This is a genomic window from Streptomyces sp. NPDC057743, from assembly GCF_042798755.1.
Classification (GTDB): domain Bacteria; phylum Actinomycetota; class Actinomycetes; order Streptomycetales; family Streptomycetaceae; genus Streptomyces.
In genome coordinates this window covers 151706-172675 of record NZ_JBHVJX010000006.1, presented here as the reverse complement: position 1 = coordinate 172675, position 20970 = coordinate 151706, and the positions used below count along the sequence as shown (strand labels likewise).

Annotated in this window: 21 protein-coding genes; all 21 read right to left on the bottom strand. The window is 66.3% G+C overall.

What is annotated here, in order from left to right; all coding sequences use genetic code 11:
* The 21 genes from rplN to rplJ all read right to left on the bottom strand — a co-directional run bounded on the left by rplN (nucleotide 1) and on the right by rplJ (nucleotide 20687).
* Entirely contained in the window at nucleotides 1-369 is a 369-nt protein-coding gene (rplN, locus tag ACFVFQ_RS09150) for a 50S ribosomal protein L14 (protein WP_003974257.1), read from the bottom strand.
* Nucleotides 370-469: 100 nt separating this feature from the next.
* Nucleotides 470-754, bottom strand: coding sequence for a 30S ribosomal protein S17 (gene rpsQ, locus ACFVFQ_RS09145; RefSeq protein WP_274915073.1), 285 nt, complete (start codon nucleotides 752-754; stop codon nucleotides 470-472).
* Nucleotides 754-978, bottom strand: a complete 225-nt coding sequence (rpmC, locus tag ACFVFQ_RS09140; RefSeq protein ID WP_004950453.1) for a 50S ribosomal protein L29 — start codon at nucleotides 976-978, stop codon at nucleotides 754-756. Before rpmC ends, rpsQ begins: the two co-directional genes overlap by 1 nt.
* Nucleotides 978-1397, bottom strand: coding sequence for a 50S ribosomal protein L16 (gene rplP, locus ACFVFQ_RS09135; RefSeq protein ID WP_004571829.1), 420 nt, complete (start codon nucleotides 1395-1397; stop codon nucleotides 978-980). The genes rpmC and rplP overlap by 1 nt, the downstream gene beginning before the upstream one ends.
* Before the next feature lie 5 nt (nucleotides 1398-1402).
* A complete protein-coding gene (gene rpsC / locus ACFVFQ_RS09130; RefSeq protein WP_383411251.1) occupies nucleotides 1403-2224 on the bottom strand; it encodes a 30S ribosomal protein S3 in 822 nt (273 codons plus the stop codon).
* Nucleotides 2224-2571 carry a 50S ribosomal protein L22 gene (gene rplV, locus ACFVFQ_RS09125; protein WP_009997296.1) on the bottom strand — a complete coding sequence of 116 codons (348 nt, stop codon included), beginning with the start codon at nucleotides 2569-2571 and terminating at the stop codon, nucleotides 2224-2226. The genes rpsC and rplV overlap by 1 nt, the downstream gene beginning before the upstream one ends.
* A 44-nt stretch (nucleotides 2572-2615) precedes the next feature.
* Nucleotides 2616-2897 (bottom strand): 30S ribosomal protein S19, encoded by a 282-nt coding sequence (rpsS, locus tag ACFVFQ_RS09120; protein WP_004571826.1) that lies wholly within the window; start codon nucleotides 2895-2897, stop codon nucleotides 2616-2618.
* A 12-nt stretch (nucleotides 2898-2909) separates the two neighbouring features.
* Nucleotides 2910-3746 carry a 50S ribosomal protein L2 gene (gene rplB, locus ACFVFQ_RS09115; RefSeq protein WP_016571056.1) on the bottom strand — a complete coding sequence of 279 codons (837 nt, stop codon included), beginning with the start codon at nucleotides 3744-3746 and terminating at the stop codon, nucleotides 2910-2912.
* A 39-nt stretch (nucleotides 3747-3785) separates the two neighbouring features.
* On the bottom strand, nucleotides 3786-4109 hold the full coding sequence (rplW, locus tag ACFVFQ_RS09110) for a 50S ribosomal protein L23 (RefSeq protein WP_383411246.1): 324 nt from the start codon (nucleotides 4107-4109) through the stop codon (nucleotides 3786-3788).
* A complete protein-coding gene (gene rplD, locus ACFVFQ_RS09105; protein ID WP_383411243.1) occupies nucleotides 4109-4759 on the bottom strand; it encodes a 50S ribosomal protein L4 in 651 nt (216 codons plus the stop codon). The genes rplW and rplD overlap by 1 nt, the downstream gene beginning before the upstream one ends.
* A gap of 8 nt (nucleotides 4760-4767) precedes the next feature.
* On the bottom strand, nucleotides 4768-5412 hold the full coding sequence (gene rplC / locus ACFVFQ_RS09100; protein WP_383411239.1) for a 50S ribosomal protein L3: 645 nt from the start codon (nucleotides 5410-5412) through the stop codon (nucleotides 4768-4770).
* A gap of 14 nt (nucleotides 5413-5426) precedes the next feature.
* Nucleotides 5427-5735: a 30S ribosomal protein S10 gene (rpsJ, locus tag ACFVFQ_RS09095; RefSeq protein ID WP_003948644.1), complete on the bottom strand. Its 309-nt coding sequence runs from the start codon at nucleotides 5733-5735 to the stop codon at nucleotides 5427-5429.
* A 423-nt stretch (nucleotides 5736-6158) separates the two neighbouring features.
* Nucleotides 6159-7352: an elongation factor Tu gene (gene tuf, locus ACFVFQ_RS09090; protein ID WP_383411236.1), complete on the bottom strand. Its 1194-nt coding sequence runs from the start codon at nucleotides 7350-7352 to the stop codon at nucleotides 6159-6161.
* A 157-nt stretch (nucleotides 7353-7509) separates the two neighbouring features.
* Nucleotides 7510-9630, bottom strand: coding sequence for an elongation factor G (gene fusA, locus ACFVFQ_RS09085; RefSeq protein WP_383411233.1), 2121 nt, complete (start codon nucleotides 9628-9630; stop codon nucleotides 7510-7512).
* Between the two features lie 39 nt (nucleotides 9631-9669).
* A complete protein-coding gene (gene rpsG, locus ACFVFQ_RS09080; protein ID WP_018538761.1) occupies nucleotides 9670-10140 on the bottom strand; it encodes a 30S ribosomal protein S7 in 471 nt (156 codons plus the stop codon).
* Nucleotides 10141-10142: 2 nt separating this feature from the next.
* Nucleotides 10143-10514 carry a 30S ribosomal protein S12 gene (gene rpsL / locus ACFVFQ_RS09075; protein WP_003948652.1) on the bottom strand — a complete coding sequence of 124 codons (372 nt, stop codon included), beginning with the start codon at nucleotides 10512-10514 and terminating at the stop codon, nucleotides 10143-10145.
* A gap of 346 nt (nucleotides 10515-10860) precedes the next feature.
* A complete protein-coding gene (locus tag ACFVFQ_RS09070; RefSeq protein ID WP_383411229.1) occupies nucleotides 10861-11340 on the bottom strand; it encodes a DUF1707 and DUF4190 domain-containing protein in 480 nt (159 codons plus the stop codon).
* Nucleotides 11341-11540: 200 nt separating this feature from the next.
* A complete protein-coding gene (locus ACFVFQ_RS09065) occupies nucleotides 11541-15440 on the bottom strand; it encodes a DNA-directed RNA polymerase subunit beta' (protein ID WP_383411226.1) in 3900 nt (1299 codons plus the stop codon).
* A gap of 98 nt (nucleotides 15441-15538) precedes the next feature.
* Entirely contained in the window at nucleotides 15539-19024 is a 3486-nt protein-coding gene (gene rpoB / locus ACFVFQ_RS09060; RefSeq protein ID WP_383411223.1) for a DNA-directed RNA polymerase subunit beta, read from the bottom strand.
* A gap of 627 nt (nucleotides 19025-19651) precedes the next feature.
* On the bottom strand, nucleotides 19652-20038 hold the full coding sequence (gene rplL, locus ACFVFQ_RS09055) for a 50S ribosomal protein L7/L12 (RefSeq protein ID WP_383411221.1): 387 nt from the start codon (nucleotides 20036-20038) through the stop codon (nucleotides 19652-19654).
* Between the two features lie 118 nt (nucleotides 20039-20156).
* Complete coding sequence (rplJ, locus tag ACFVFQ_RS09050; protein ID WP_383411218.1) at nucleotides 20157-20687, bottom strand: 50S ribosomal protein L10; 531 nt, start codon at nucleotides 20685-20687, stop codon at nucleotides 20157-20159.
* Nucleotides 20688-20970: the final 283 nt, after the last annotated feature.

Genomic DNA, 20970 nt, shown 5'->3' with positions numbered 1-20970 from the left:
TTACAGCACCTCCGGCGCGAGCGAGATGATCTTCATGAACTTCTTCTCGCGCAGCTCACGGCCCACGGGGCCGAAGATACGGGTGCCGCGGGGGTCGCCATCGTTCTTGAGGATGACGGCCGCGTTCTCGTCGAAGCGGATGTACGAGCCGTCCGGGCGGCGGCGCTCCTTGACGGTGCGAACGATGACGGCCTTGACGACGTCACCCTTCTTCACGTTGCCGCCGGGGATCGCGTCCTTGACGGTGGCAACGATGACGTCACCGATGCCCGCGTAGCGTCGACCCGAGCCACCGAGAACACGGATGGTGAGGATTTCCTTCGCACCCGTGTTGTCGGCGACGCGAAGCCGAGACTCCTGCTGGATCACGTCTATCTCCTGAATGTCTGCCGGTTCCCGGCAGGTGTTTCACGAGGAAACACCTGCCGAGCCTGGCGGAACTGTTCCTAGGGGGTCCCCCTAGGAGGGATTACTTGGCCTTTTCGAGGATCTCGACGACGCGCCAGCGCTTCGTCGCGGACAGCGGCCGGGTCTCCATGAGGAGGACACGGTCGCCGACGCCCGCGGCGTTCTGCTCGTCGTGCGCCTTGAGCTTGTTGGTACGGCGGATGACCTTGCCGTACAGCGCGTGCTTGACGCGGTCCTCGACGGCGACGACGACGGTCTTGTCCATCTTGTCGCTGACGACCAGACCCTCACGGGTCTTGCGGAAACCGCGCTCGGTCTTCTGCTCAGTCACATTCTTCTCGCTCATCAGGCGCTCTCCACCGTCTCGATGCCGAGCTCGCGCTCACGCATCAGGGTGTAGATCCGGGCGATGTCCTTGCGGACGGCCTTCAGCCGGCCGTGGTTTTCGAGCTGTCCGGTCGCCGCCTGGAAGCGGAGGTTGAACAGCTCCTCCTTGGCCTCACGCAGCTTGGCAACGAGGTCCTCGTTGTTCAGCTCGCGCAGCTCGGTCGCCTTGGTACCGGCCGCCATCACGACTCACCTGCCTCGCGCCGCACGATGCGGCACTTCATCGGAAGCTTGTGGGCGGCGCGGGTCAGCGCCTCCTTCGCAACCTTTTCGTTCGGGAAGGACAGCTCGAACATCACCCGACCGGGCTTGACGTTCGCGACCCACCACTCCGGAGAACCCTTACCGGAACCCATGCGGGTTTCGGCCGGCTTCTTCGTCAGCGGACGGTCGGGGTAGATGTTGATCCACACCTTGCCGCCACGCTTGATGTGACGGGTCATGGCGATACGAGCGGACTCGATCTGCCGGTTCGTCACGTAGGCCGGGGTGACGGCCTGAATGCCGTACTCACCGAAGGCAAGCTCGGTACCGCCCTTGGCCATACCGTTCCGCTTCGGGTGGTGCTGCTTGCGGTGCTTGACCCTGCGAGGGATCAGCATGTCGGTCAGCCCTCCGTTCCAGGGTTCTCCGCCGGAGCAGCGGCAGCAGCCTCGGCCTTGGGGGCCTCGGCAGCGGCAGCCTGCTGCTGCGGCTTGCGGCCACGACCGCCACGCTCGCCACCGCGGCGCGGGCGCTCGTTGCCACCGCGGGCCGGGCGGTTGCCCGCACGGGCGGCGGCGTTCTCGGCACGCACCTCGGCGATGTTCTTCACGTCGCCCTTGTAGATCCAGACCTTCACGCCGATGCGGCCGAAGGTGGTCTTGGCCTCGAAGAAGCCGTAGTCGACGTTCGCGCGGAGCGTGTGCAGGGGCACACGGCCCTCGCGGTAGAACTCCGAGCGGGACATCTCGGCGCCGCCGAGACGGCCACCGCACTGGATCTTGATGCCCTTGGCGCCGGCCTTCATCGTCGACTGCATGCTCTTGCGCATGGCACGACGGAAGGAGACGCGGGACGAGAGCTGCTCGGCGACGGCCTGGGCCACGAGCTGAGCATCGGTCTCGGGGTTCTTGACCTCAAGGATGTTCAGCTGGACCTGCTTGCCGGTCAGCTTCTCCAGCTCACCGCGGATGCGGTCGGCCTCGGCGCCGCGGCGGCCGATGACGATGCCCGGGCGAGCGGTGTGGATGTCAACGCGGACGCGCTCACGGGTGCGCTCGATCTCCACCTTGGAGATACCGGCGCGCTCCATGCCCTTCGTCATCATGCGACGAATGGCGACGTCTTCCTTGACGTAGTCCTTGTACAGCTTGTCGGCGTACCAACGGGACTTGAAGTCCGTCGTCACACCGAGCCGGAACCCGTGCGGGTTTACCTTCTGGCCCATTACCGGGTTCCTTCCTTGCTGCTGACGACCACGGTGATGTGGCTGGTCCGCTTGCGGATCCGGTAGGCACGACCCTGCGCACGCGGACGGAACCGCTTCAGGGTCGGGCCCTCGTCCACGTACGCCTCGCTGATGACCAGCGTGGAGGCGTCCGTGTGGTCGTAGTTGTGCGCGGCGTTGGCAATGGCGCTGTCCAGCACCTTGCCCACCGGCACGCTCGCGGCCTGCGGGGCGAAACGCAGGACCGCCTGAGCCTCCGTGGCATCCATGCCACGGATAAGGTCCACCACGCGGCGGGCCTTCATGGGCGTGACGCGGATGTACCGCGCCTGGGCCCTGGCTTCCATGGTTGTCCCTTCGGTGTCAGTCATAGTCTTCGCACTCCGGTCGATCAGCGACGACGCGACTTGCGGTCGTCCTTCTCGTGGCCGCGGAAGGTGCGGGTCGGCGCAAACTCGCCGAGCTTGTGGCCGACCATCGACTCGGTGACGAACACCGGGACGTGCTTGCGGCCGTCGTGCACCGCGATCGTGTGGCCGAGCATGGCCGGGACGATCATGGAGCGGCGGGACCAGGTCTTGATGACGTTCTTGGTGCCGGCTTCGTTCTGAACATCCACCTTCTTGGCGAGGTGGTCGTCGACGAAGGGCCCCTTCTTGAGACTGCGCGGCATCTAAACCCGCTCCTAGCGCTTCTTGTTCGTCTTGCGGCGGCGGACGATGTACTTGTTGCTGGCCTTCTTCGGCGAGCGAGTACGACCCTCCTTCTTGCCCCAGGGCGAGACCGGGTGGCGACCACCGGAAGTCTTGCCCTCACCACCACCGTGCGGGTGGTCAACCGGGTTCATCACGACACCACGCACGGTCGGGCGGACGCCCTTCCAGCGCATGCGGCCGGCCTTGCCCCAGTTGATGTTCGACTGCTCGGCGTTGCCGACCTCGCCGACGGTGGCGCGGCAGCGAACGTCGACCAGGCGGATCTCGCCGGACGGCATGCGCAGGTGGGCCATGGAGCCCTCACGCGCCAGCAGCTGCACGGAGGCACCCGCGGAGCGGGCGAACTTCGCGCCGCCGCCGGGCCGCAGCTCGATGGCGTGGATGGTCGTACCGACCGGGATGTTGCGCAGCGGCAGGTTGTTGCCCGGCTTGATGTCGGCGCCAGCGCCGTTCTCAATCCGGTCGCCCTGCTGCAGGCCGCGCGGCGCGATGATGTAGCGCTTCTCGCCGTCGGCGTAGTGCAGCAGCGCGATGCGCGCGGTGCGGTTCGGGTCGTACTCGATGTGCGCGACCTTGGCCGGCACGCCGTCCTTGTCGTGACGACGGAAGTCGATCACGCGGTAGGCGCGCTTGTGGCCACCGCCCTGGTGGCGAACGGTCACACGACCGGCGTTGTTACGGCCGCCCTTGCTGTGCAGCGGGCGGACCAGCGACTTCTCCGGCGTGGACCGCGTGATCTCGACAAAGTCGGCGACGCTGGAGCCACGACGGCCCGGGGTCGTCGGCTTGTACTTGCGGATACCCATTTCTCAGTCCTCGTCCGATTCCGGACGACTCGGACTCCGTTAGGAGACCGGGCCGCCGAAGATGTCGATACGGTCGCCCTCGGCGAGGGTCACGATGGCGCGCTTGGTGTTGGCGCGCTTACCGAAACCGGTGCGGGTGCGCTTGCGCTTGCCCTGCCGGTTGATCGTGTTGACCCCGGTGACCTTGACCGAGAAGACCGCCTCGACGGCCTGCTTGATCTGGGTCTTGTTCGCGCCGGGCGCGACGATGAACGTGTACTTGTTCTCGTCCAGCAGCGCGTAGCTCTTCTCGGAGACGACCGGCTTGACGAGGACGTCACGCGGGTCCGAGAAGGTCTTGCTGGTGACGACGGCCTCAGTCATCAGGCGTCGCTCCCTTCGGTCTCAACGGCCTTGGGGCCAGACACGAAGGACTCGAAAGCGGCCTTGGTGAAGACCACGTCGTCGGAGACGAGCACGTCGTACGTGTTCAGCTGGCCCGGCTCCAGGATGTGGACCTGGGGCAGGTTGCGGGCGGACAGCCACGCGGCCTCGTCGGAGCGGTCGGCAACCAGCAGGACGTTCTTGCGGTCGCTGATCTTGCCGAACAGGCCCTTGGCGGCCTTGGTGGACACCGCGCCGTCGACCACGCCGGAGACGACGTGGATACGGCTGTGGCGCGCCCGGTCGGAGAGGGCACCGCGCAGGGCGGCGGCCTTCATCTTCTTCGGGGTCCGCTGGCTGTAGTCACGCGGCACGGGGCCGTGGACGACGCCACCGCCGGCGAACTGCGGCGCACGGGTCGAACCCTGGCGCGCGCGGCCGGTGCCCTTCTGGCGGTACGGCTTCTTGCCACCGCCGCGGACCTCGCCACGAGTCTTGGTCTTGTGCGTGCCCTGACGGGCAGCGGCCAGCTGCGCGACGACGACCTGGTGGATCAGCGGAACGCTGACCTTTGCGTCGAAGATCTCCGCGGGGAGCTCGACGGACCCGGCCTTGTCGCCAGCCGGCGAAAGGATGTCAATGGTGCTCATCGGTTACCTCAGGCCCCCTTGGCCGCGGTACGGACCAGGACGAGGCCGCCGTTCGGACCAGGAACTGCGCCCTTGATGAGCAGCAGACCCTTCTCCGCGTCAACGGCGTGGACGGTCAGGTTCTGGGTGGTGACCCGCTCATTGCCCATACGGCCGGCCATCCGCATGCCCTTGAACACGCGGCCCGGGGTGGCGCAGCCACCGATGGAGCCCGGCTTGCGGTGCACACGGTGGGCACCGTGGGACGCCTTGCCGCCATGGAAGCCGTGACGCTTCATGACACCGGCGAAGCCCTTGCCCTTGCTCTTGCCGGTCACGTCCACCTTCACGCCGGCCTCGAAGACCTCGGCGGAGAGCTCCTGGCCGAGGGTGTACTCGCTCGCGTCGGCGGTACGGACCTCGACGAGGTGACGGCGGGGGGTGACGTCGGCCTTCGCGAAGTGGCCCTTGAGGGGCTTGTTCACCTTGCGCGGGTCGATCTCGCCGAAGGCGATCTGGACGGAGTCGTAGCCGTCCTGGTCATTGGTGCGCACCTGGGTAACGACGCAGGGGCCGGCCTTCACCACGGTCACCGGGACGACACGGTTGTTCTCGTCCCAGACCTGGGTCATGCCGAGCTTCTCGCCCAGGAGCCCCTTGATCTGCTTAGCCATCTCTTCCGCGCCTCTCAGAGCTTGATCTCGATGTCAACGCCGGCCGGAAGGTCCAGGCGCATCAGCGAGTCAACGGTCTTGGGCGTCGGGTCGAGGATGTCGATCAGGCGCTTGTGCGTGCGCATCTCGAAGTGCTCGCGCGAGTCCTTGTACTTGTGCGGCGACTTGATGACGCAGTACACGTTCTTTTCAGTGGGCAGCGGCACCGGGCCCGCGACCGACGCACCAGTGCGGGTCACCGTCTCGACGATCTTCTTCGCCGAGGAGTCGATGACCTCGTGGTCGTAGGCCTTGAGCCGGATGCGGATCTTCTGTCCCGCCATGGCTACTTCGTAGTCCTGTCTCTCGTAACGCTCTGGGACCCGGTGGGGTCGATACTCTTCTCCGACCCACGCGGTCGGGCGTGTCGCGCTCCTTCTCGTAAATCCCCGCGGGGGAGATCCCTCAAGGAGGAGAGCGTGGGGAAGAACACCCACCGGGCGCCTGGCCGAGGCACCCCGCTGACGCTTCCCGGAAGATTCCCGTACTTCCACCCCTGAAAAGGGGCGACGAATACCTGGGACTCGCTTCCGGTCCCCCCGGCGGGAGGCGCGCAGCATCGGCACTCAACCGAGCAACCTGGACAGTGTGCCATACGGGGATTGCGTAAGGCCAATCGGGGCCCAACTGTCAAGAAGCCCCGCCCACCTGACGGTGAGCGGGGCTCCTCAAGCGCTCCGGGGAGCTACCGGGTCAACCGGATCAACTTACTTGTTGATCTTGGTGACCTGGCCGGCGCCGACGGTCCGGCCACCCTCACGGATGGCGAACTTCAGGCCCTCCTCCATGGCGACCGGCTGGATCAGCTGGACCGACATCTCGGTGTTGTCGCCCGGCATGACCATCTCGGTGCCCTCGGGGAGGGTCACAACACCGGTCACGTCAGTCGTACGGAAGTAGAACTGCGGACGGTAGTTGTTGAAGAACGGCGTGTGGCGGCCACCCTCGTCCTTGGACAGGATGTAGGCCTGCGCCTCGAACTCGGTGTGCGGGGTGACCGAGCCCGGCTTGATGATGACCTGGCCGCGCTCGACGTCCTCGCGCTTGATGCCACGGAGCAGCAGACCGACGTTCTCACCGGCCTGGCCCTCGTCGAGCAGCTTGCGGAACATCTCGATGCCGGTGACGGTCGTCGAGGTCTTGTCTTCCTTGATGCCGATGATGTCAACCTGCTCGTTGACCTTCAGGACACCGCGCTCGATACGACCGGTGACGACGGTGCCACGACCGGTGATCGTGAAGACGTCCTCGATCGGCATCAGGAACGGCTTGTCAACGTCGCGCTCCGGCTGCGGGATCGACTCGTCGACGGCCTTCATCAGCTCAAGGATGGAGTTGCCCCACTCCTTGTCGCCCTCAAGGGCCTTCAGAGCGGAGACCTTGACGACCGGAACCTCGTCGCCGGGGAACTCGTACTCGGAGAGGAGCTCACGGACCTCAAGCTCGACGAGCTCCAGGATCTCCTCGTCGTCCACCATGTCGGCCTTGTTCAGGGCGACAACGATGTACGGAACGCCGACCTGGCGGGCCAGGAGCACGTGCTCCTTGGTCTGCGGCATCGGGCCGTCGGTCGCGGCGACCACCAGGATCGCGCCGTCCATCTGGGCGGCACCGGTGATCATGTTCTTGATGTAGTCCGCGTGACCGGGGCAGTCGACGTGCGCGTAGTGACGCGTCTCGGTCTGGTACTCGACGTGCGCGATCGAGATGGTGATACCGCGCTGGCGCTCCTCAGGAGCCTTGTCGATCTGGTCGAACGCCGAAGCCTCGTTCAGCTCGGGGTACGCGTCGTGCAGCACCTTGGTAATGGCGGCCGTGAGGGTCGTCTTACCGTGGTCAATGTGACCGATGGTGCCGATGTTGACGTGCGGCTTAGTCCGCTCGAACTTCGCCTTCGCCACTGGGGTCCTCCTGTGGAGTGGTTCTGTACGCCTTACTCATCGGCGCCAGGTGATCTTTGCTGGATAGCCCGGGGCCCGGGGGCATTCCTCCGCTGTTGCGGCGGAATGCCCCGGCAGGCTCCGGAGTCAAGCCTAGAGCGTGAACTCGGGGGGTGAGTTACTCGCCCTTGGCCTTGGCGATGATCTCCTCGGCGACGTTCTTGGGAACCTCGGCGTAGGAGTCGAACTGCATCGAGTAGCTCGCGCGACCCGACGTCTTGCTGCGGAGGTCTCCGACGTAGCCGAACATCTCCGAGAGCGGAACCAGGCCCGTGACGAGCTTGGCGCCGGCGCGCTCCTCCATGGACTGGATCTGACCACGGCGGGAGTTGATGTCGCCGATCACGTCGCCCATGTAGTCCTCGGGCGTGGTGACCTCGACCTTCATCATCGGCTCCAGCAGGGCCGGGCTGGCCTTGCGGGCGGCCTCCTTGAAGGCCATCGAGCCGGCGATCTTGAACGCCATTTCCGACGAGTCGACCTCGTGGAAGGCGCCGTCGAGGAGCGTGACCTTGACGCCGGTCAGCGGGTAGCCGGCGAGAACACCGAACTCCATGGCCTCCTGGCAGCCCGCGTCCACGGACGGGATGTACTCCCGCGGGATGCGGCCACCGGTGACCTTGTTCTCGAACTCGTACCCGTCGCCCTCAAGCGGCTCGATGGCGATCTGCACCTTCGCGAACTGGCCGGAACCACCAGTCTGCTTCTTGTGCGTGTAGTCGAGGCGCTCGACCGGCTTGCGCAGGGTCTCGCGGTACGCGACCTGCGGCTTGCCGACGTTGGCCTCGACCCGGAACTCGCGCTTCATACGGTCGACCAGCACGTCGAGGTGCAGCTCGCCCATACCCGCGATGATGGTCTGGCCGGTCTCCTCGTCGGTGTGCACCTGGAACGAGGGGTCTTCCTCGGCGAGACGCTGGATCGCGACGCCCAGCTTCTCCTGGTCGCCCTTCGACTTGGGCTCAATGGCGACCTGGATGACCGGGGCCGGGAACTCCATCGACTCCAGGATCACCGGGTTCGACGCGTCACAGAGGGTCTCACCGGTGGTGGTCTGCTTCAGACCCATGACGGCGACGATGTCGCCGGCACCCACCGAGTCGATCTCCTCACGCTTGTTCGCGTGCATCCGGTAGATCTTGCCGATGCGCTCCTTCTTGCCCTTCACCGAGTTCTGCACCTGCGAGCCGGCCTCAAGGCGACCCGAGTACACGCGGATGAAGGTGAGCTTGCCCAGGTGGGGGTCGCTCGCGATCTTGAACGCCAGGGCGGACAGCGGCTCGTCCTCGGACGGCTTGCGCTTGATGACCTCGTCCGCGTTGCCGACCGCGTGGCCCTCGATGGCCTCGACGTCCAGCGGGGAGGGGAGGTAGCGCACGACCGCGTCGAGCAGGGGCTGCACGCCCTTGTTCTTGAACGCGGTGCCACAGAACACCGGGGTGACCGTGGTGTTCTCGGCCTTGCCGGAGGCGATGGTGATCCGACGGATCGCGGCGTAGAGCTGCTCCACGGTGGGCTCCTGGCCCTCCAGGTACAGCTCCATGACCTCTTCGTCGTTCTCGGCCACGGCCTCAAGGAGCTTGCCGCGCCATTCGTCGGCAGCCTCGATGTGCGTTTCCGGGATGTCGACGGTGTCGTACATCTCGCCCTTGGCGGCCTCGGCCGACCAGACCAGGGCCTTCATGGTGACGAGGTCGACGACGCCCTTGAAGTCGGACTCGGTGCCGATCGGCAGCTGCATCACGATCGGGGTCGCGCCGAGGCGGTCCACGATCATGTCGACGCAGCGGTGGAACTCGGCGCCCGTACGGTCCAGCTTGTTGACGAAGCAGATGCGCGGCACGCCGTAGCGGTCCGCCTGACGCCAAACGGTCTCGGACTGGGGCTCGACACCGGCGACGCCGTCGAACACCGTCACCGCACCGTCGAGCACGCGCAGCGAACGCTCCACCTCGACGGTGAAGTCGACGTGACCCGGGGTGTCGATGATGTTGATGGTGTTGTCGACGTTGTCCAGCGGCCAGTGGCAGGTCGTCGCGGCAGACGTGATGGTGATGCCACGCTCCTGCTCCTGCTCCATCCAGTCCATCGTGGCAGCGCCGTCGTGGACCTCACCGATCTTGTAAGAAACACCGGTGTAGAACAGGATCCGCTCGGTGGTGGTCGTCTTGCCCGCGTCGATGTGGGCCATGATCCCGATGTTGCGGACCTTGGCCAGGTCAAGCGAAGTGGTAGCCATAGTGGCTCAGTCTTCTCTCGGTCTCGATGTGGGTTGCGACTACCAGCGGTAGTGCGCGAAGGCCTTGTTGGACTCGGCCATCTTGTGCGTGTCCTCACGCTTCTTGACCGAAGCGCCGAGGCCGTTGGAGGCGTCGAGCAGTTCGTTCATGAGGCGCTCGGTCATGGTCTTCTCGCGGCGGGCGCGGGAGTAGCCCACGAGCCAGCGGAGCGAGAGGGTGGCGGCGCGGCCGGGCTTGACCTCGACCGGGACCTGGTAGGTCGCGCCACCGACGCGGCGGGACTTGACCTCAAGGGTCGGCTTGATGTTCTCCAGCGCGCGCTTCAGCGTGATGACCGGGTCGGTGCCGGTCTTCTCGCGCAGACCCTCCATGGCGCCGTAAACGATGCGCTCAGCGGTGGAGCGCTTGCCGTTCAGCAGAACCTTGTTGATGAGGGAGGTCACCAGAGGAGAGCCGTAGACCGGGTCGATGATGACCGGGCGCTTCGGGGCGGGGCCCTTACGAGGCATTCTTACTTCTCCTTCTTGGCGCCGTAGCGGCTGCGAGCCTGCTTGCGGTTCTTGACGCCCTGCGTGTCGAGGGAGCCGCGGATGATCTTGTACCGAACACCCGGCAGGTCCTTCACACGGCCGCCGCGCACGAGCACGATCGAGTGCTCCTGCAGGTTGTGGCCCTCACCCGGAATGTAAGCGGTGACCTCGATCCCGCTGGTCAGACGCACACGCGCGACCTTACGCAGGGCCGAGTTCGGCTTCTTCGGGGTGGTCGTGAACACACGCGTGCAGACGCCACGGCGCTGGGGCGAACCCTCAAGTGCGGGCGTCTTGTTCTTCTCGACCTTGTCCTGCCGGCCCTTACGGACCAGCTGCTGGATCGTAGGCACTACTTCTCCGGTTTCTGTGTGCCAGTCTCGGTAAAGCTAACCTGGAACGCGCCCCGACCCACGCGGTCGGGTGTGTCGAATACTGCAGACCTGCCTCGCTGGAACGAGGGCGGCGACAGATTGCGGTGTCAAAACCCGGCTTCCGTGCTGCCGGGACTCTCCGGTCGGTACCAACGGGAGAAGGCGCGCACGGCAGCCCAGGGACACCCCAGGCACAAGGTCAGAGCGTACCTAGCGCATTGGCTGCGGTCAAAACAAATGCACACGCGAAGGACACGCCGGACTCCCCCCGCGCTGCGGCCACCGTAGTGCGTCCCCGGCACCTACGGAAGAAGGCGCACGCCCCTCAGGAGTGGGCCACCGCGATCAGCGCCATCACCAGGAAGAACAGGGCCCAGGCCCCGATCCCGAGCCAGCCGATCACCAGCCCGGCGATCGCCTGGCCGTCCCCCCGCTCCCCCGTGCGCCGGATCTCGGCCCGCGCCTTGTGCCCCAGGATCACCGCGGGGACCGACGTCACACCCCAGGTGAACGGCGCGAGCAGCCCGCAGACCAGGGCGCCCGTGGCGGAGCCGTTGGTCGACTGCGGCATCGGCATCTGCATCGGGAGGAACGTCGCGGGCACCGCCGGCCGCGGCGCGAACTGCGCCTGGGGAACCGGCCCTTGGGGCAGGTCCGCGACCAACATCTGCAATTCCGCGTGAGTTTGGGCCTGGTACGCGCGCGAGATGCGCTGCTCGTACTCGGGCTGGGCCAGCCGGCCCTCCGCGAAGCCCGCCTTCAACACGTCGACCGCCCGCTCGCGATCGGCGTGCGAGGCACGCATGGCCGGTGCCTGGTAAGGGTTTTGAGCAGGCTGCCCACCCTGCCACGGCTGGAATGCCATGTCGCGAACCTCCCCCCGCTCAACAGTTGTCCCCATCCTCTCATCACAGACGCGGCAATGGGAGAACAAGTTCCCGGGGCGCGAACGCCGCAGGGCGGCCACCCACGTGGGGTGACCGCCCTGCGGACTCAGCGGCGTGCTTACTGGTTGTACGGACCGTAGTCGTAGTCCTCCAGCGGGACCGCCTGGCCGGAGCCGGTGCCGAACGGCGAGTAGTCGATGTCGTCGTAACCGACGGCCGAGTACATCGCGGCCTTGGCCTCTTCGGTGGGCTCGACCCGGATGTTGCGGTAACGGGACAGGCCCGTACCGGCCGGGATGAGCTTACCGATGATGACGTTCTCCTTGAGGCCGATGAGGCTGTCGGACTTGGCGTTGATCGCCGCATCCGTCAGGACTCGGGTCGTCTCCTGGAAGGAGGCGGCCGACAGCCAGGACTCCGTCGCCAGCGAGGCCTTGGTGATACCCATCAGCTGCGGACGGCCGGAGGCCGGGTGGCCGCCTTCCGCCACCACGCGACGGTTCTCGCCCTCGAACTTCGAGCGCTCCACCAGCTCGCCCGGCAGCAGCTCAGCGTCGCCGGACTCGATGATCGTCACGCGGCGCAGCATCTGCCGGATGATGATCTCGATGTGCTTGTCGTGGATCGCCACGCCCTGGCTGTTGTAGACCTTCTGGACCTCGCCGACCAGGTGGACCTGGACGGCACGCTGACCCAGGATCCGCAGCACGTCGTGCGGGTTGATCGCACCGACGGTCAGCGGCTGGCCGACCTGCACGTGGTCGCCCTCGGAGACCAGCATGCGGGCGCGCTTGGAGACCGGGTAGGCCGTCTCGTCGCTGCCGTCGTCCGGCGTGACGACGACCTTCTTGGTCTTCTCCGTCTCCTCGATCCGGACGCGGCCGGCCGCCTCCGAGATCGGGGCGACGCCCTTGGGCGTACGGGCCTCGAAGAGCTCGACGACACGCGGCAGACCCAGGGTGATGTCGTCACCGGCCACACCACCGGTGTGGAAGGTACGCATCGTCAGCTGGGTGCCGGGCTCACCGATGGACTGGGCGGCGATGATGCCGACCGCCTCACCGATGTCGACCAGCTTGCCGGTGGCCAGCGAACGGCCGTAGCAGAAGGCGCAGGTGCCGACCGCGGACTCACAGGTCAGGACCGAGCGGGTCTTGACCTCCTCCACGCCGTGCGCGATCAGCTGGTCGATCAGCACGTCACCGAGGTCGACGTTGGCCGGGGCGACGACCTTGCCGTCGACCACGACGTCCTCGGCGAGCATCCGCGCGTACACGGAGGACTCGACGTCCTCCGCCTTGCGCAGGATGCCGTCGGCGCCCTTCGAACCGATCCGCAGCTTCAGGCCGCGCTCGGTGCCGCAGTCCTCCTCGCGAATGATGACGTCCTGGGAGACGTCGACCAGACGACGGGTGAGGTAACCGGAGTCGGCGGTGCGCAGGGCGGTGTCCGCCAGACCCTTACGGGCACCGTGGGTGGAGATGAAGTACTCCAGCACGGACAGGCCCTCGCGGAACGACGCCTTGATCGGACGCGGGATGGTCTCGTTCTTCGCGTTCGACACCAGACCACGCATACCGGCGATCTGCCGCATCTGCATCATGTTTCCTCGGGCACCCGAGTCAACCATCATGAAGATGGGGTTGGTCTTGGGGAAGTTCTCGTTCATCGCCTCGGCGACCTCGTTGGTCGCCTTGGTCCAGATGTTGATCAGTTCCTGAGTGCGCTCGTCCTTGGTGATCAGACCGCGCTCGTACTGCTTCTGGACCTTCTCGTCCTGGGCCTCGTAGCCGGAGACGATCGCCTTCTTGGCCTCCGGCACGACGATGTCGGAGACGGCGACGGTGACGCCGGAGCGGGTGGCCCAGTAGAAGCCGGCCGCCTTCAGGTTGTCGAGCGTCGCCGCCACGATGACCTTCGGGTACCGCTCGGCCAGGTCGTTGACGATCGCGGAGAGCTGCTTCTTGCCCACCGAGTAGTCGACGAACGGGTAGTCCTCGGGCAGCAGCTCGTTGAAGAGCGCGCGGCCCAGGGTCGTCCGCAGCCGGAAGCTGTCGCCCTGCTGCCACTCCGGCTCGCCCTCCGCCGGGGCCGGCGGGGTCCAGCCGCGGGGCGGCACGGTGCCGATCGGGAAGCGGATGTCGACCTTCGCCTGGAGCGAGAGCTCGCGGGCGTCGAACGCCATGATCGCCTCGGAGACCGAAGCGAACGAGCGGCCCTCGCCCTTGACCTCGCGCTCCTCCTCGTCGGTGGTGAGGAAGAACAGGCCCAGCACCATGTCCTGGGTCGGCATGGTGACCGGCCGGCCGTCGGCCGGCTTGAGGATGTTGTTCGAGGACAGCATCAGGATGCGGGCCTCGGCCTGCGCCTCCGCGGACAGCGGCAGGTGCACGGCCATCTGGTCACCGTCGAAGTCCGCGTTGAACGCGGTGCAGACGAGCGGGTGGATCTGAATGGCCTTGCCCTCGACCAGCTGCGGCTCGAAGGCCTGGATGCCGAGGCGGTGCAGGGTGGGCGCACGGTTCAGCAGCACCGGGTGCTCGGCGATGACCTCTTCGAGGACGTCGTAGACCACGGTGCGGCCGCGCTCGACCATGCGCTTGGCCGACTTGATGTTCTGCGCGTGGTTGAGGTCCACCAGGCGCTTCATCACGAACGGCTTGAAGAGCTCCAGCGCCATGGCCTTCGGCAGACCGCACTGGTGCAGCTTGAGCTGCGGGCCGACGACGATGACGGAACGGGCCGAGTAGTCGACGCGCTTACCGAGCAGGTTCTGACGGAAGCGGCCCTGCTTGCCCTTGAGCATGTCGGACAGCGACTTCAGCGGACGGTTGCCGGGGCCCGTGACCGGGCGACCACGACGGCCGTTGTCGAAGAGCGCGTCGACGGCCTCCTGGAGCATGCGCTTCTCGTTGTTCACGATGATCTCGGGCGCACCGAGGTCGAGAAGGCGCTTCAGGCGGTTGTTGCGGTTGATGACCCGGCGGTACAGGTCGTTCAGGTCGGAGGTCGCGAAGCGGCCACCGTCCAGCTGCACCATCGGACGCAGGTCCGGCGGGATCACCGGGATGCAGTCCAGCACCATGCCCTTGGGGCTGTTGCGGGTCTGCAGGAAGGCGGAGACGACCTTCAGGCGCTTGAGCGCCCGGGTCTTCTTCTGGCCCTTGCCGGTCCGGATGATCTCGCGGAGGCGCTCGGCCTCCTCGTCCAGGTCGAAGGTCTCCAGGCGCTTCTGCAGCGCGGCGGCGCCCATGGAGCCGTCGAAGTACGTGCCGAAGCGGTCACGCAGCTCGCGGTAGAGGAGCTCGTCGCCCTCCAGGTCCTGGACCTTGAGGTTCTTGAAGCGGTTCCAGACCTCGTCGAGGCGGTCGATCTCGCGCTGCGCGCGGTCGCGCAGCTGCTTCATCTCGCGCTCGGCGCCCTCGCGCACCTTGCGACGGGCGTCCGCCTTGGCGCCCTCGGCCTCCAGCTCGGCCAGGTCGGTTTCGAGCTTCTTGGCGCGGGCCTCCAGGTCGGAGTCGCGGCGCTGCTCGATCTGCTGGCGCTCGACGGAGACGTGGGCCTCCAGCGAGGGCAGGTCGCGCGTGCGGCGCTCCTCGTCCACCCACGTGATCATGTAGGCGGCGAAGTAGATGACCTTCTCAAGGTCCTTGGGCGCGAGGTCCAGCAGGTAACCCAGCCGGCTCGGCACGCCCTTGAAGTACCAGATGTGGGTCACGGGCGCGGCCAGCTCGATGTGGCCCATCCGCTCACGACGCACCTTGGCGCGAGTGACCTCGACGCCGCAGCGCTCGCAGATGATGCCCTTGAAGCGGACGCGCTTGTACTTACCGCAGTAGCACTCCCAGTCCCGGGTGGGGCCGAAGATCTTCTCGCAGAAGAGCCCGTCCTTTTCCGGCTTGAGGGTGCGGTAGTTGATGGTCTCCGGCTTCTTGACCTCACCGTGGGACCACTGACGGATGTCGTCAGCGGTGGCGAGGCCGATCCGCAGCTCGTCGAAGAAGTTGACGTCGAGCACTATGCGTCAATCCCTCTCAGGGTCGTATCTAGATGGTCTGTACGGGGTCCGGGGAGGGGCCGGGAGCTCCTGGGGAAAGGAGCTCCCGACCAGACCCGTCAGACCTCTTCGACGCTGCTCGGCTCGCGCCGGGACAGGTCGATGCCGAGCTCCTCCGCAGCGCGGAAGACGTCCTCGTCGGTGTCGCGCATCTCGATGGACATGCCGTCCGAGGACAGCACCTCCACGTTGAGGCACAGGGACTGCATCTCCTTGATGAGCACCTTGAAGGACTCGGGGATGCCGGGCTCGGGGATGTTCTCGCCCTTGACGATGGCCTCGTAGACCTTCACGCGGCCGGTGACATCGTCGGACTTGATCGTCAGCAGCTCCTGGAGAGCGTACGCGGCGCCGTAAGCCTCCAGCGCCCACACCTCCATCTCACCGAAGCGCTGGCCACCAAACTGAGCCTTACCGCCCAGCGGCTGCTGGGTGATCATCGAGTACGGACCGGTCGAGCGCGCGTGCAGCTTGTCGTCGACCAGGTGGTGGAGCTTGAGGATGTACATGTACCCGACCGAGATCGGGTCCGGGAACGGCTCACCGGAGCGGCCGTCGAACAGCCGGGCCTTGCCGGACGGGAGGACCATGCGGTCGCCGTCGCGGTTCGGGCGGGTGTTCTCCAGCAGACCGGCCAGCTCGTCCTCGCGGGCGCCGTCGAAGACCGGGGTCGCGACGTTGGTGCGCGGCTCGACCTGGTCGGCGGCGATGGACTGCAGACGCTGGGCCCACTCCTCACCGAGGTTGGAGACGTCCCAGCCCTGGCTGGCGAGCCAGCCGAGGTGGATCTCCAGGACCTGTCCCGGGTTCATTCGGGACGGGACACCCAGCGGGTTGAGGATGATGTCGACCGGGGTGCCGTCCTCCATGAACGGCATGTCCTCGACCGGCAGGATCTTCGAGATGACGCCCTTGTTGCCGTGACGGCCGGCGAGCTTGTCACCGTCGGTGATCTTGCGCTTCTGCGCGACGTAGACGCGGACGAGCTGGTTCACGCCCGGGGGCAGCTCGTCGCCCTCCTCGCGGTCGAAGACGCGGACGCCGATGACCTTGCCGATCTCGCCGTGCGGCACCTTCAGCGAGGTGTCGCGGACCTCGCGCGCCTTCTCACCGAAGATCGCACGCAGCAGGCGCTCCTCGGGGGTCAGCTCGGTCTCACCCTTGGGCGTGACCTTGCCGACGAGGATGTCGCCGGCGACGACCTCGGCACCGATGCGGATGATGCCGCGCTCGTCGAGGTCGGAGAGGACCTCCTCGGAGACGTTCGGGATGTCCCGGGTGATCTCCTCGGGGCCGAGCTTGGTGTCACGGGCGTCGACCTCGTGCTCCTCGATGTGGATCGAGGAGAGGACATCGTCCTGCACGAGGCGCTGCGACAGGATGATCGCGTCCTCGTAGTTGTGACCCTCCCACGGCATGAACGCCACGAGCAGGTTCTTGCCGAGCGCCATCTCGCCCTCGTCCGTGGACGGACCGTCGGCGAGGACCTGGCCCTCGATGACCCGCGCGCCCTCGTCCACGACGACCTTCTGGTTGAAGGAGGTGCCCTGGTTGGAGCGGGTGAACTTGGCGACGCGGTACGTGGTGTACGTGCCGTCGTCGTTGGCGACGGTGATGTAGTCCGCGGAGACCTCCTGGACCACACCGTTCTTCTCGGCCTTGATGACGTCGCCGGCGTCGACCGCGCAGCGGTACTCCATGCCCGTACCGACCAGCGGCGACTCCGCCTTGATCAGCGGAACGGCCTGGCGCATCATGTTCGATCCCATGAGCGCGCGGTTGGCGTCGTCGTGCTCAAGGAACGGGATCATGGCGGTCGCGGCCGACACCATCTGGCGCGGCGAGACGTCCATGTAGTGCACCTCGTCGGCGGGGACGAGGTCGACCTCGCCGCCACGGCGACGGACCAGCACACGCTGCTCGGCGAAGCGCAGGTCGTCGGTGAGCTTGGCGTTGGCCTGGGCGATCAGGAAGCGGTCCTCCTCATCTGCGGTGAGGTAGTCCACCTCCTCCGTGACCTGGCCGTCGACGACCTTGCGGTACGGCGTCTCGATGAAGCCGAAGACGTTGACGCGGCCGTAGGACGCGAGCGAACCGATCAGACCGATGTTCGGGCCTTCGGGCGTCTCGATCGGGCACATGCGGCCGTAGTGCGAGGGGTGCACGTCACGGACGTCCAGACCGGCCCGCTCACGGGAGAGACCACCCGGGCCCAGCGCCGACAGACGACGCTTGTGGGTCAGACCCGACAGCGGGTTGGTCTGGTCCATGAACTGGGACAGCTGGCTGGTGCCGAAGAACTCCTTGATGGAGGCGACGACCGGCCGGATGTTGATCAGGGTCTGCGGCGTGATCGCCTCGACGTCCTGAGTGGTCATGCGCTCACGCACGACGCGCTCCATACGGGCGAGACCCGTACGGACCTGGTTCTGGATCAGCTCGCCGACGTTGCGCAGGCGGCGGTTGCCGAAGTGGTCGATGTCGTCGGTCTCGACGACGATCGTGTTGCCGTTGTCGGCGACCGTCTCGACCTCACCGGCGTGCAGCTTCACCAGGTACTTGATCGTGGCGATGATGTCGTCGGTGGTCAGCACACCGGCGTCCAGCGGCTCGTCGCCGCCGAGCTTCTTGTTGACCTTGTAGCGGCCGACCTTGGCCAGGTCGTAGCGCTTGGGGTTGAAGTAGAGGTTCTCCAGCAGCGTCTGCGCGGCCTCACGCGTCGGCGGCTCGCCCGGGCGCAGCTTGCGGTAGATGTCGAGCAGCGCGTCGTCCTGACCCTGGGTGTGGTCCTTCTCCAGGGTGGCGCGCATCGACTCGTACTCGCCGAACTCCTCCAGGATCTGGTCGGTGGTCCAACCGAGAGCCTTGAGCAGAACGGTCACGGACTGCTTGCGCTTGCGGTCGATGCGCACACCGACCATGTCGCGCTTGTCGATCTCCATCTCCAGCCAGGCACCCCGGGACGGGATGATCTTGGCGGAGAAGATGTCCTTGTCGGACGTCTTGTCGATGGAGCTGTCGAAGTACACACCCGGCGAGCGGACCAGCTGCGACACCACGACACGCTCGGTGCCGTTGATGACGAAGGTGCCCTTGTTGGTCATGAGCGGGAAGTCGCCCATGAAGACCGTCTGGGACTTGATCTCGCCGGTCTCGTTGTTGGTGAACTCCGCGGTGACGAAGAGCGGAGCGGCGAAGGTGAAGTCGCGCTCCTTGCACTCGTCGATGGAGTTCTTCGGAGGCTCGAAGCGGTGGTCGCGGAACGTCAGCGACATCGACCCGGAGAAGTCCTCGATCGGGGAGATCTCTTCGAAGATCTCTTCCAGACCGGACTTGGTGGGTACTTCCTGCCCACTCTCCAGCGCAGCCTCGACGCGACCCTTCCATGCGGCATTGCCGAGCAGCCAGTCGAAGCTTTCGGTCTGCAGCGCAAGGAGGTTCGGAACCCCGAGGGGCTCCTTGATCTTCGCAAAAGAGATGCGCAGCGGGGCGGTGCTGTCGCCGTTGTTCGTATTGGCAGTCGAGGCGTTGCGCGAGGCGGCCAAGAGGGGGTCCTTCCGAGGGCTCGGACTCACTACGCGCGTACCGGTCCCGAATCGAGCAGAGCGATCGATATGCCCAGGTCAGGGCGGGTCAATGAGCTTTGCTCGGGTTCGGGCATGCCCCTGGTGACGGGCAGGGAGCAGCTAACAGGCAGCGCAAAGGGTCAGTGTAGCCACATGGCCCACTGATGTCCAGAGCGAGTTTCCGGAGACCGGTACCGCACCGCGTCCCGATCTTCTCCCTCCGGGAGGTCATGCCCTCCACAACGGAGGAGCGCCTCGTTGTTCTTCTCTTCGCCCAATGCCCTGCGCCTGCCGAAAGCCCTGCGCCAATGGCGCACACCGATGCTTCCCTCTTCGTCGGCGATCCATGCCTCGAACCTGGACCGCTTCTGCGTCGCGTCCCGAGAATTGCGCGCCGCGTCCGGTTCGTCAAGGCCCCCCGCCTCTGGGCAATCGTCACATGGAGGTGCGTCCGGACAACGAAGATCACCATACTCGCTCTCCGGCGCCTGACAACGCAGCCGGGGCGGGTACGCGGAAGGGCGACCACCCGCATGGGTGATCGCCCTTCGCAGTGTCCGCGTTACACCTGGGGTGCCGCGGACGGGAGTCAGAGACTCACCAAGGTCACTTGACCTCGACGGAGGCGCCGGCGCCCTCAAGGGCCTCCTTGGCCTTGTCGGCGGCGTCCTTGGCAACCTTCTCCAGGACCGGCTTCGGGGTGCCGTCGACCAGGTCCTTGGCCTCCTTCAGGCCGAGGGAGGTCAGCTCGCGCACGACCTTGATGACCTGGATCTTCTTGTCGCCGGCGCCGGTGAGGATGACGTCGAACTCGTCCTTCTCCTCAACAGCGGCAGCCTCGCCACCGGCGGCACCGCCGGCAACGACGACCGGCGCGGCAGCGGCGGCGGTGACGTCGAACTTCTCCTCGAAGGCCTTCACGAACTCGGAGAGCTCGATGAGGGTCATGCCCTCGAACTGGGCCAGCAGCTCGTCCTGGGTGAGCTTCGCCATGATGGCGGTCCTTCCACTAATCGGCAGGTGCCGGATGTACTGGGTAAGGCGGGCGTACGTCGGGCCCGCTGGCGACCCTTGCCGCACTCAGGCGGCGAGGATCAGATAGCGAGCCGAATTACTCGGCACCGCCCTGCTCGGCCTGCTTGGCGCGCAGCGCGTCCACGGTGCGGACGAGCTTCGACGGCAGCGCCTGGAAGACGGAGGCAGCCTGGGACTGCTTCGCCTTGAAGGCACCGGCCAGCTTGCTGAGCAGAACCTCGCGGGACTCAAGGTCCGCAAGCTTCTTGATCTCGTCGGCGGAGAGCGCCTTGCCGTCAAGGACGCCGCCCTTGATGACGAGGTTCTGGTTCTCCTTGGCGAAGTCACGAAGACCCTTCGCCGCCTCGACCGGGTCACCGGTCACGAAGGCGACGGCCGTCGAGCCACTGAGGTGCTCGTCCAGCGCAGAGATCCCGGCCTCCTTGGCCGCGATCTTGGTCAGCGTGTTCTTCACCACACGGTACTGAGCGTTGTCACCGAGCGAACGGCGCAGATTCTTGATCTGCGCGACGGTGAGCCCGGTGTACGCGGTTACAACGGCGCCGTTGGAGTTACGGAACTTCTCCGTGATCTCGTCGACGGCTGCGACCTTGTCGGGGTTCGCCATGAGCCTCGGCCTCCTTCCGGGTGATGAGGACCGCGCAGAAGGGGCTGGGCAAAGCAAACGCCCCGGCGCAGGCGCGCACGGGGCGATTCTCGACCGGACAGAAAACTGCCTGGGAGTTCCCATTCACAACCTGCGCAGGCCGTCCGCAGCTAGCGGATCCTTCGGCCACCACGCGCCCGGGAACGGACACGCAGAGACAACCAGCGGTCTTTGGCTTCCGGCACACCGTACGGGAACGGCCCACGCAAGAGCAAATCGGCTGGACGGGGCATCGGAGGCACAC

What these genes read in the sequence shown, in the direction of transcription:
- rpsG (WP_018538761.1), bottom strand. Translation starts at nt 10,140, where the DNA reads ATGCCTCGTAAGGGCCCCGCCCCGAAGCGCCCGGTCATCATCGACCCG.
- rplP (WP_004571829.1), bottom strand. Translation starts at nt 1,397, where the DNA reads ATGCTGATCCCTCGCAGGGTCAAGCACCGCAAGCAGCACCACCCGAAG.
- rpmC (WP_004950453.1), bottom strand. Translation starts at nt 978, where the DNA reads ATGGCGGCCGGTACCAAGGCGACCGAGCTGCGCGAGCTGAACAACGAG.
- rpsJ (WP_003948644.1), bottom strand. Translation starts at nt 5,735, where the DNA reads ATGGCGGGACAGAAGATCCGCATCCGGCTCAAGGCCTACGACCACGAG.
- rplV (WP_009997296.1), bottom strand. Translation starts at nt 2,571, where the DNA reads ATGGAAGCCAGGGCCCAGGCGCGGTACATCCGCGTCACGCCCATGAAG.
- rplL (WP_383411221.1), bottom strand. Translation starts at nt 20,038, where the DNA reads ATGGCGAAGCTCACCCAGGACGAGCTGCTGGCCCAGTTCGAGGGCATG.
- ACFVFQ_RS09070 (WP_383411229.1), bottom strand. Translation starts at nt 11,340, where the DNA reads ATGCGTGCCTCGCACGCCGATCGCGAGCGGGCGGTCGACGTGTTGAAG.
- rplJ (WP_383411218.1), bottom strand. Translation starts at nt 20,687, where the DNA reads ATGGCGAACCCCGACAAGGTCGCAGCCGTCGACGAGATCACGGAGAAG.
- rpsS (WP_004571826.1), bottom strand. Translation starts at nt 2,897, where the DNA reads ATGCCGCGCAGTCTCAAGAAGGGGCCCTTCGTCGACGACCACCTCGCC.
- rplW (WP_383411246.1), bottom strand. Translation starts at nt 4,109, where the DNA reads ATGACTGAGGCCGTCGTCACCAGCAAGACCTTCTCGGACCCGCGTGAC.
- rplD (WP_383411243.1), bottom strand. Translation starts at nt 4,759, where the DNA reads ATGAGCACCATTGACATCCTTTCGCCGGCTGGCGACAAGGCCGGGTCC.
- rpsQ (WP_274915073.1), bottom strand. Translation starts at nt 754, where the DNA reads ATGAGCGAGAAGAATGTGACTGAGCAGAAGACCGAGCGCGGTTTCCGC.
- rplC (WP_383411239.1), bottom strand. Translation starts at nt 5,412, where the DNA reads ATGGCTAAGCAGATCAAGGGGCTCCTGGGCGAGAAGCTCGGCATGACC.
- fusA (WP_383411233.1), bottom strand. Translation starts at nt 9,630, where the DNA reads ATGGCTACCACTTCGCTTGACCTGGCCAAGGTCCGCAACATCGGGATC.
- rpsC (WP_383411251.1), bottom strand. Translation starts at nt 2,224, where the DNA reads ATGGGCCAGAAGGTAAACCCGCACGGGTTCCGGCTCGGTGTGACGACG.
- rplB (WP_016571056.1), bottom strand. Translation starts at nt 3,746, where the DNA reads ATGGGTATCCGCAAGTACAAGCCGACGACCCCGGGCCGTCGTGGCTCC.